At 74.7% G+C, this 10,790-nt stretch carries 6 protein-coding genes and 1 pseudogene; all 7 read left to right on the forward strand.

All coding sequences use genetic code 11. The annotated features are described in order from the left end of the window. The first annotated feature begins 89 nt into the window (after positions 1–89). Positions 90–815, forward strand: coding sequence for a Crp/Fnr family transcriptional regulator (locus tag ACIPXM_RS07060; protein ID WP_401652845.1), 726 nt, complete (start codon positions 90–92; stop codon positions 813–815). An 85-nt stretch (positions 816–900) separates the two neighbouring features. Then, entirely contained in the window at positions 901–2,100 is a 1,200-nt protein-coding gene (locus tag ACIPXM_RS07065; RefSeq protein ID WP_401652847.1) for a hypothetical protein, read from the forward strand. Next, positions 2,097–4,463, forward strand: a complete 2,367-nt coding sequence (locus tag ACIPXM_RS07070; protein ID WP_401652849.1) for a hypothetical protein — start codon at positions 2,097–2,099, stop codon at positions 4,461–4,463. The genes ACIPXM_RS07065 and ACIPXM_RS07070 overlap by 4 nt, the downstream gene beginning before the upstream one ends. After that, positions 4,460–5,791, forward strand: coding sequence for a hypothetical protein (locus ACIPXM_RS07075; protein WP_401652851.1), 1,332 nt, complete (start codon positions 4,460–4,462; stop codon positions 5,789–5,791). Before ACIPXM_RS07070 ends, ACIPXM_RS07075 begins: the two co-directional genes overlap by 4 nt. After that, positions 5,788–6,339: a Pycsar system effector family protein gene (locus ACIPXM_RS07080; protein WP_401652853.1), complete on the forward strand. Its 552-nt coding sequence runs from the start codon at positions 5,788–5,790 to the stop codon at positions 6,337–6,339. Before ACIPXM_RS07075 ends, ACIPXM_RS07080 begins: the two co-directional genes overlap by 4 nt. Positions 6,340–6,346: 7 nt before the next feature. Next, entirely contained in the window at positions 6,347–8,866 is a 2,520-nt protein-coding gene (locus tag ACIPXM_RS07085; RefSeq protein WP_401652855.1) for a VWA domain-containing protein, read from the forward strand. A gap of 145 nt (positions 8,867–9,011) precedes the next feature. Next, a pseudogene (locus ACIPXM_RS07090) lies at positions 9,012–10,133 on the forward strand (tubulin-like doman-containing protein); the annotation flags it as partial. Positions 10,134–10,790: the final 657 nt, after the last annotated feature.

Consider the following 10,790-nt stretch of genomic DNA (forward strand, 5'->3'; position numbering starts at 1 on the left):
ACAGAGTGTCAACAATGTGACGCCCGTTGCCCGTTGATGTGGGAACAAGCACGCGAATGCGCGGTGTCGTGCGGGGGTGTGAGCGACCGGTGAGTCTTTTCGGCCAGGATCGAAGCTTCCTCCACGCACTCTCCGACACCGACCGCCGGGCCCTGCTCGCCGAGGGCGCCCCGCGCACCTACGCACCCGGCGACATCATGATCAGGGAGCGGGACACCACCGCGTACGTCATCGCCCTGCTCTCCGGCTGGTCCGTCGTCTCGGTCGGCACCGAGCGCGGCGCCCGGCTGATCCTGGCCCTGCGCGGCGCGGGCGAGGTGGTCGGCGACCTCGCCGCCGTCGACCAGCGCCCGCGCAGCGCCACCGTCACCGCGCTCGGCCGGGTCGAGGCGGTCGTCATCTCCGGCGACCGGTTCCGCCGCTTCCTGGCCGCCCGCCCGCACGCCACCTCACTGATCATGCGGCAGCTCGCCAACCGGCTGCGCAGCGCCGACGTCGAACGCCGCTCGCTGGCCTCCGAGACCGTGCTGCGCCGACTCGCCGCCCGCCTCGTCGAACTCGCCGAACGCGCCGGACGCCGGGACGGCTCCGGCACCGTCGTCGAACTCCCGCTGCCCCAGCACGACCTGGCCGCCGCCATCGGAGCCACCCGGGAAGCCGTCGCCAAGGCGCTGCGGCTGCTGCGCGAACAGGGCGTCGTCAAGACCGCCCAACGCACCGTCGTCGTGGTCGACATGCCGCTGCTCGTGCTGCTCGCCGAGGGGCGCGCACACCCCGGCGCACATTCGTCGGACAAACGACCCCCGGCTGTGTAAACCGCTACATCGCCCTCGGCCGGGAGCCGCGAGGCTGGACGCGTCACCACCACGGAACCACCTGAACCACATCAGAGGAGTCCGAGTGAGCAGTACGGGACCGAGCACCGGGGCGGAAGTCGGCGCGAACGCCGGCGCGCTCCACCGGCTCGTCGTCTTCGGGGACGTCGTCGGCTCCGGCCGCCTCGGCATGGACGAGAAACGGCTCACCCGTGCCGCCATGTACGAGGCGTTCGGCGAGGCGTACGCCTCCGTCGGCATCGAGCCCGGCACCGTCCACCAGGAGGACCGGGGCGACGGCATCCTCGCCGCGCTCCGCCCGGACGTGCCCCCGGTGTGCATGGTCGGCCGCTGGATCGACACGCTCCGCGAGAGCCTGCGCGCGCACAACGCGACCAGCCGCAGACGCCTGCGGCTGCGCGTCGGGATGAACGCGGGCCTCGTCCTCGACGACGGCCGCGGGCTCGTCGGCCGCGCCGTCGACCTGGCCTGCCGCCTGTGCGACAGCGCGCCCGCCCGCCATGTGATGACGGACGCGCCGGACGTCGACCTGCTGATCGTGGTCTCGGACTGGCTCTACCGGAACGTGGTCGCCGAAGGCGGCCGCTATGTCGAACCGGACCGCTACCGGCGCGAGCTGGTGGCGTCCAAGGAGACCCGGGAGGACGCCTGGTTCTACGTGCCCGGGCTGCCCGAGCCACCGATGTCCCGGGGCGGGTCCGGCAGGAGCCGCGCCACGGGCACCGGCCACGGCGTCCGGCCGGACCTCGGGCGGGCGGCGCGGTCGGGGAAGGGTGACCCACGAACCGGTGGTGGGACGTCGCGGGGGGACGCCCCACCACCATCCGACCGGCCCGCGCTGACCGACGGCTGCGGCGTCACCGAGCCGGACCGGCCGAAGTCCGGCGGCAACCGCTGGTACCGGGCCGGTCGGGACATCCAGATCAACGAGGGCAACACGATCCACGGCGGCTTCACCGGCATCCGGAACGGCGCCCGCGACGCGGCGCGCGAGGACGGCCGGGGAGCCGGAGCCGGTCACCCCGGCGACATCCGCGAGGAGCGGGAGCCCGACTGGGACGACGACCCCGACCCCGACCCCGACCGGGTCGGACCGGACGGCCACGACGGCTTCGCTGACGAGGACTTCGACGACTTCGCGGACAGCTTCGAGAACGACGGCTTCGAGAACGACGGCTTCGAGAACGACGGCTTCGAGAACGACGGCTTCGACGGCGCCGCGGGCGGCGGCTCGGAGCATCCGGCACGGGAGGGGCGGGCATGAGCGACGACGACCTCGGCCAGGGCGGTTCCGGCCGCGAGCCGGACGCCAACAACGCCAGGGAAGGCAGGGACGGCGGGGGCGCGGCCGGGCAGCCGGGCGCGGGCGGCGGCAAGGGCGAAGGCGCCGGGGCGGGCGCCACGACCGACGGCTCCGGCGCCGAGCAGGCCAAGGAGCCCAGCCCCTTCGACAACGCGGCCCGCGGCGGCCGGGGCAGCACCGGCGGCGCGGGCATCGCGCGCGCCGCCCGCCGCTCCCTCGGCCAGGGCAGCACCCGGCCCGGCGACCACCGCACCGCCGCCGGACGCGACGCCTACATCCACTACGGCGACCGCTTCGACCTGCTGGTCGGCGACCGGCCGCAGTTCGTCCAGGGCACCGTGCCCGCCGAGACCCTCGACCACCTCGACGCCGTCTACCGCGAGGCCACCGACTACCAGCGGATGAAGGACCGGCTGCGCAGCCACCGGGTCGTCGTGCTGTGCGGCGAGCCCGGCAACGGGCGCAAGGCCACCGCGCTCGCCCTGCTCGCCGAGGTAGCCGAGCGCCGGGTGTTCCGGCTCGACCCCCGGCACGGGGTTGACGAGATCACCCCCGAGGCGCTCCACGAGAAGGCCGGGCACCTGCTCGAACACGTCCAGGACGACGCCCCGCGCGAGCGCGAGACGCGCCGGGGCCGCGGCGAGCGCGGTGAACCGGCCCGGCACCCGCAGAGCCGCCTCTCCGAGCTGCACCTCGACCGGTTCGCCGACCTCCTCGCCGCGGCCGACGGCTACGCGGTGATCGTCGTCGACAGCGGCGACCTCGCCGACCGGCTGCTGCGCGGCCGGTACGGGATGTACTGCGCGCCGCCGCCCGCCGCCGACGTGCTCCACCGCCATCTGCGGCTGCTGCTGCGCGGGGTGTCCGAAGAGGCCGCCGCCGAGACCCGGGCGCTCGCCGTCCGGCCCGACGTGGTGGCCGCGCTCGGCCTGGCGGAGCTCCGCCCGCGCGAGGCCGCCCGGCTCGCCGACCACCTGGCCGGGCACCGGAACGGCTCGCTCACCGAGGAACGGCTCCTTGAGGAGTGCGCCGCCTTCGTCCGGGTCCAGGCCCGCGAGTGGTTCGCGGACGCCGACCGGCCGGGATCGGTGCCCGAGGCGCTGCCCAGCCTCGCGGCGGCCGCCTTCCGGATCTCCGTCGCCGTGTTCAACGGCTCCGCGTACAGCATCGCCACCGAGGCGGCGGAACTCCTCACCTGGGAGCTCGCCGTCACTCTCGACCCCGAACACCCGGCAGGCCGCCGCCTGTTCGGCACCCACGCCGAACACCGGCCGGTGCTCGCCCGGGCCGCCCTGCACGACGCCGAACTCGACCTCGGCCCTGCCAAGGTGCCGATGCGCGCCATCCAGTTCCAGGGCGACGCGCTCGCCGAAGCGGTGCTCGCCGAGGTCTGGCACGGCTACCACAACGTGCGCGGCCCGATGGCCCGCTGGCTGCGCGCCCTGTGCGACGACCCGCGCCCCGAGGTGTGGGTGCGCGCCGCCATCGCCGCCGGGGTGCTGTGCTCCTGGGACTGGATCCACGGCTTCCACGAGCTGATCGCCCCGCTCGCCGGGACTGACGAGGGCGTGGCCCGGATGGCGGCGGCCACCGCGCTCGCCGAGGCGGCCCGCGACCCCGAGGTGCGGCCCGCGATCGCCGACGTGGTGAAGGACTGGGCGGACTCCGGCGACGACAACCTCCGCGACACCGCGCTGCTCACCCACGGCTACGCGTTCGCCGCGGGCGGTCCCGCTCGCTCGCTCGACGCCCTCGCCCGGGTGGTGCGCGACCGCGAGACCGGCAACGACATCGACGTGCTCGGCGCCGCCTCGTTCAGCGTCACCCGGCTGCTGGCCTGCGGCGAACCCGAGCCGGTGGTGCGCCGCATGGAGCACTGGCTGACGGACGGCCGCACCAGCCTGGCCAATCTGACCCACCTGGCCGTCATCAACAGCCTCACCACCCGCACCACCTATCTGTGGGGCCTGGACGACGTCCCGGCGCTCGACGAGCACGCCTCCCGTTCGCTGCTCGTCGCCCTCCTCGCCACCCGGCCCGACCTCGCGCCCCGGCTCGCCGCGCTGCTGCGGCGCACCCTCAACACCGCGCGGGCCGGGGAAGCCGCGCTCGACGGGCTCGGCACCCTGCTGCGCCGGGCCGCCAAGGACGCCACCGCCCTCGGCCTGGTCTGCGAGCTGCTGCCGAGGCTCTCGGTCGAGCGCCGCGACCGCGACCGGATCCGCGGCCTGCTGAACGACCTGGTACGGGACCGGGACCGCCCGATGGACAAGAGCGCGGCGCGCCGCATGTGGGACGCCGTCGCGGAAGGAGCGAACCGATGAACGGCCCGAACCAGAACCAGAACCCGAACCAGTACCCGAATCAGAACCTGAACCTGAACCAGGGCCGTCAGATGGCGCGAGGCCAGAACCAGGACCAGAGGCAGAACCAGGACCAGAGGCAGGGCCAGGGCCAGAACCAGGGGCGGGGCGGCCAAGGGGCGGTCAGGGGTCCGCTGCTGCGCGAGTGCGCTCCGCCGTACAAGTGGAGCAGCGCCCAGGTCGCCGCGGTGCTGCTCTACCGCAACGGTGGCCACCGGGTGATCTGGCCGGACCGCAAGGAGGACCGTGACGTCCCCCTGCTCCGCCGCCCCGTCACCGTCTTCGAGGTGCAACTCGGCCGCAACGTCACCGAGTTCAACCTCCAGCTCCCGGCGGCGGGCGACGGCTCCTGGTTCGACGCCCGGGTGCAGGTGGTGTGGACCGTCGAGGACCCCTACCAGGTGGTGCGGGAGCTGGTCTGGGACGTCGCCGAACTGCTCCACGGCGATCTGCTCGACGGGCTGCGCTCGGTCTCCCGCCGCTTCCCGCTCACCGACGCCCAGCGGGCCGACGAGGCGGTACGGGCCGAGCTCGCGTCCGGGCGGCTGCTGCTCGGCCGGGACATCGGGCTGCGGACGCAGGTGTACGTCTTCTTCGACCTCGCCGACGAGACGAAGAAGGAGATCGGCCGCGGCGACCTGATCGGGGTCGCGGCGCGCAGCGACGACCAGGCCGCCCAGGCCGAGATCCGCAAGGAGCAGTGGCAGCGCAAGCTGGTGCACGCCCGGGCCGCCGAGCTCGAAGTGCTGTTCCAGCGCGGCGAACTGGCCCAGATCGCCCACTACATGGCGAAGTCCCCGGACCAGGAGTGGGAGATCCGCAGCCAGCTCCAGCGCGAACGGCGCGAGGGCCAGGAGGACTTTATGGCCCTGTTCGGTCGCCTCCTCGACGCCGGGGTGCTCGAACGGCACGAGATCGACGAGCAGGCGTACCAGCTCCTCCAGCACCTGAAGGACAGCGCGGGGACCGTGGTCGGCGGCGTGGCCACCCAGGTCCTCGACACCGCCCGGACCGCCCGGCGCCCCCTGGAGGCCGCCGCGCCCGAGCCTGTCGAACCGCACTGGGACGAGTCGGGCCGCGACCGGCGGCCGCAGGACGACCGGCCCGCGCCGGAGCGGCCGGAGCAGCCGTCGCCCCCGGAGCAGCCGAGGGACGAGCGGATCTACGAGCCGACCGACGTCACCACGGGGAGCGGGGACCGCTACGGATCCGCCGGGCGCCGCGACCGGCACGACGAGCCGCCGAGGAACCGGCCGAGCGCGGGGTTCGACGACTGGGACGACGAATGACCACACCCGCGACCCCCACCACACCCGCGACCCCCGCCACGCCCGGGGCCTCGACCACACCCGCGACCTCGGCCACCGCGCCCCCGGCGGGTGAACTGCGCGAGCTGGCCGAGCAGTTGCTGGCCGGTGTCCGGGAGGACATCGGGCGGGCCGACACCAAGGCGGCGATCCTGCTGTCCGGCGCGCTCGCCTTCCTCGCCGTCGTGTTCTCCCGCGACAACGGCCCGGTGCCCGGCGGCGCCGGACTCGGGCTCCTCGTCACGGCCGGGGTGCTGTGGACCGCCGGGGTCCTGATGCTGGTCTCCGTCGTGCTGCCGCGCACCCGGCCCGGCGCCGACCGGACCCTGCTGCGCGAACTGGTCTCCGGCACCCCGGTGGCCGTGCTCCGCGCCCGCCTCGAAACCGCGGGCGGTGACCCGACCGGCTGGCTCCTGGAACAGGCAGCCGTCCACGGACTCGTCCTCGCCGCCAAGTACCGATGGCTCAGACTCGGCGTCGCCGCTCTCGCGGCCGGCGCCCTGCTGGCCCTCCTCAGCGAACTGTGGTGACACACCCATGAACGTGACCGTCCTTCCGCCCGCGCGCCGGGGCCCCCGCGTCGGGCTCCGCGGGCTCCGGCCGCGCCGTGCCGGCGCGCTGCTCGCCGGGCTGCTGCTCGCCCTGTCGGTGCCGTTCGGCACCGCGGGCGCGGTGCCCGGCGCGCCCCCGGCCGCCCCGGCGGCCGACCCGGCGGAGAGCGCCGACCCGATCGACTTCGCCGTCGTCGTCGACCAGTCGAAGAGCCTGGCGGACCAGGACCTGGCCCGGGAGACCGAGGCCGCCGCCCTGATCAGCCAGGGCGAGATCTCCGAGCGCTCCCGGGCCGTCGTGATCGGGTTCGGCAGCTCGGAGCGGTCCGGCCAGTCACCCGTGAACGAGGTGTGCCCGCTCACCGTCGTCGACTCGGCGGGACGCCAGAAACTCAGCGACTGCGTCCCGGCGCTCAACCACCGCGACGAGGCCCGGATGGGCCCCGGCACCGACTTCCCGGCGGCGATCCGGCAGGCCGTCGCCGCCCTCACCAAGGCCCCTGACACCACCCTCGACGCCAAGGCGCCGAAGACCCCCAAGGTGGTCTTCCTGCTCACCGACGGGCGGCTCGACGTCGGCGACAGCCCCGAGTACGGCACCGACCCGGCCAGCCGCCCGTCCAACGGCGAGAAGGCGCTCACCGACGAACTCGCCAAGGCCCGCTCGGCGGGCGTGCAGATCTGGCCGCTCGGCTTCGGGGACAAGATCGACCAGGCCGCCCTGAAGGCGATGGCCGAAGGCGGCTTCCGGGGCGCCTGCAACGACGTGCCCGACTCGATCCCGCGGGCCCGGGTGGTCGGCGGATCCGCCGGGATAGACAAGGCGCTGCAGGAGACCTTCGCCGCCGCCCGGTGCGCCCGGATCGCCGAGGGCGACACCGGCAAGCCGCCCGCCGACCTGTTCGTGTCGATCCCGCCGATCGCCACCGACGGCTCCCTCACCGTCAGCAAGCACGACCCCAAGGTCCGGGTCACCTACTTCGACCCGAAGGGCCACGAGGTGCCCACCCATGGGGAGTTCGACGGCTCCGCCTTCGAGGTCAGCGGCCAGGACGGACCGGTCGAGGCGCTGCGGGTGCGCAACCCGCTGCCCGGCCGCTGGCGGGTGCGGATCGATGCCCCCGAAGGCCACCGGGACCGTGAGGTCGCCGTGCGGGCCATCTGGCAGGGCCGGCTGCGTGCCGCCGTCGTCCTCGACCCGGTCGCCCCACGCCCCGGCCAGGACGCGGTGGTCGAGGTGCGGCTGCAGACCCGGCGCGGGGTCGTCATCACCGACCCGCACCAGCTGGAGGGCGTGACCGTCACCGCGCGGCTCACCGGCGCGGGCGGCTTCGCCCCGGTGAGCGCCCGGCTCACCGACGACGGGAAGGGCCCCGACAAGACGGCCGGGGACGTCCGGTTCACCGGCGGCCTCGTCGTACCCGCCGGTGCCACCGGCGCCCTGGAGATCACCGCCGACATGTCCGCGCCGGGCGTGACCTCCGACCGGGTGCCCTTCCACACGTACATCACCGAAGGCACCCAGCTGCTCACGGCGCAGGTCTCCGTCGAGCGGGCCACCGTGCACCCCGGTGACACCGTGCGCGGCTGGGTCGACATCGACAACAAGGACAGCGCCCCGCACACCCTGCGGCTGGCCCTGGAGGACGACGGCGCGGACGCCACGACCGGCACGACCGGCACGACCGGCACCGGCAGTCCCTCAGGAGCGTCGTCCGGTGCCGGTGCCGGTGCCGGTCCCGGTGGCCCGCGGATCACCCCCGGCACCGTCGTCGCCGCGCCGGGACCCGACGGGCGGGCCGAGTTCACCCTCACCGTGCCCAAGGGCACCCCGGTCGGCGCGCTCGGCGGCCGGCTCGTCGTCGTGGACACCGGCCAGGGCGACCGCAAGCTCGACGCCGTCTTCCTCGACATCCAGGTGGAGGCGCCGCCCACCTGGTGGGACCGCTGGTGGTGGGCGGTGCTCGCGGGGGTGGTGGTCGCGCTGCTGCTCGCCGGGTTCGCCGCCGTCCGGATCAGCGTGCGCAACCGCCGCCGCGATCTGACCGGGGTACGGATCGAACTCCGCCGCGAGGGCCGTGAGCTGGGCGGTCTCACCGTCCAGGCCGGTCAGAGCCCGGGCGGCGAGTACATGTTCGGCATCGAGGAGCCGCGCGGCGCCGCGCCCGTCCTGAAGCGCCGCCAGGCCGGGGCGACCGCCTCGCACCGGCTGCGCAGGACCGGCGACGGACGGCTGATGTTCCGCCCGTACGGCGGCCGCGAGACGGCCGTCCACCCGGGCGGCGCCGTCGAGGTCGACGACTGCGAGCTGGTGGTCCGGGACGGCCGGGGGAGCCGCCGGAGCACCGGCGGCGGCCGCCCGTTCACGCTGCCGAGCTTCGGCGGGTTCCGGCGCCCGGGCGGGTCCGACCGGCCCGGCGGCGCGGACCGGGCGGGCGGCTCCGGGCGGCCCGCCGACCCGCCGCCCCCGTCCTCGTCCGGTGGCGGCTGGGACGCGGACTTCTGACCCCCGCGTCCCGCCCCCGCCCCGCACCACCACCCCCCGCACCCCGCACCACCACGCCCCACGCCCCACGCCCCACGCCCCACGCACGTACGGAACGAAGGCCCTTCGGGTCCTCAGGGGAGACGACATGAAGATCTATCAGCCCATGCTCTTCGTGGGCCTCGGCGGCACCGGTGGCCGCATCGGCAGCGAGCTGGAACTCAGCCTGCGCCGCGAGCTGTGCGGCCCCGACGGCACCGAGCTCGTCGACGGCGGCCAGCGGCTGCCGTTCCAGCTGCCCGACTGCCTGCAGTTCGTGTACGCCGACTTCAGCGAGGGGGAGCTGCTCCACCAGCCGCAGTTCCGGGCCAAGGGCACCGAGAACGCCGCCTACGCCCGTACCTCCCGGATGGTCCACGACCTGCTGCCCACCGACTACGACTCCTCGCCCGAGGTGACCCGGATGCTGCGGGTCGCGCTGCACGAGGAGACCCGGCTCTGGCTGCCGCCGCAGGCCCGCCAGCCCCGGGTCGCCCCGCTCCACAACGGCGCCGGACAGCTGCCGACCGTCGGCCGCGCCGCGCTGTTCGCCACCATGCGCTCCGGTCTCGAACCGGTGCTCAGGCAACTGCGCGACGCCATCGGCGCGATCGGCAACTCCGCGGGCGACCTCCAGCGGGTCGGCGGCGGCCGGATCCGGGGCTGCGACGTGTTCGTCGCGTTCTCCGTCGCGGGCGGCACCGGAGCGGGCATCTTCTACGACTTCCTGCACCTCATCGGCCACGAGTTCCGCAAGGGCAAGGTGCCGGGCGTCAAGATCTACCCGCTGGTCGTGATGCCGTCCGCGTTCCCGCCCGAGTCGGGCGGCGGCCGGGAGGCCGAACTCAACGCGGCCCGCGCCCTGGTGGACCTGTCCCGGCTGGTCGACGACCAGAACGTGCCGGACGCCCTCGACGACGTCGGCGACGTCGAGCAGCGCGGCCGGATCAGCGTCCGCTACCCCGTCGAGGGCGTCGTCGCGCTGCGCCCCTCGACGGTGCAGACCGCGTTCCTGTTCTCCAAGCCCGCCGTCATCGGCAGCGAGGACCTGCGGCGCTCCATCACCGCCATGGTGATGTCGCTGATCGGCACCGAACTCAGCGAGGAAACCGGCGCCGCGGCCCGCTCCGACGACGACTACCAGTCGTTCGCCGCCAGCTTCATCAACAAGAGCGTCGAACGCTCCACCCCGGCCCGCACCGGCATCGGCTACCGCGGCATGTCCACCAGCCTCGCCGCCTCCCTCACCGTGCCCGTCGACGACCTCGCCGAGATCGTCGCCGCCCGGCTGCTCGCCCAGGCCGTCCGCGAACTCGGCGAGCGGGCCCGCCGGGTCACCCCCGAGGACAAGCAGCTGGTCCAGGACATGTTCAACCGGGCGGGCGTGGGGCGGCTGTGGGGCAGGGAGGCGCCCGACGTGGCGCTGCCCGAGCAACTGCCCAAGGGCAGCAAGGCGATCATCCAGGAACTGCGCAACCGGCTCAGCGACATGCGCACCGAGCTGGAGCGCCTGGAGTCCGAACTCGCCCGCGAGATGCCGAGGATGACGGAGGGCTTCAAGCCCGCCACCGCCGTCCGCGAACTCCTCGGCCTCGTCAGCCCGTTCCGGGTCGAGGCGGTGCTCAACGGGCAGCCGGGCCACCCGCAGCGGGTCGCCGAGGCCGGGTTCGTCGGGATGCTCGACAACCGGCGCAACGACCCCGAAAGGCCGCCGGACGTCCAGTCCGCCCCGCCCGCCATCCCGCACATCAGGCGCGGCGCGGGCGGCCTCGTCGCCGCCCGCTGGAGCGACCCCGACGTGCAGGCGGCGCTCGCCGCGCAGGACGCCTGGTACCAGTGGCGGGCCCGGGTCCTGTGGCACCGGGCCTGGCAGGCCGGCGAGTCGCAGTGGCGGCCGCCGCTCGCC

It is taken from the genome of Streptomyces sp. NPDC090025 (assembly GCF_044748125.1).
Lineage (GTDB): Bacteria > Actinomycetota > Actinomycetes > Streptomycetales > Streptomycetaceae > Streptomyces.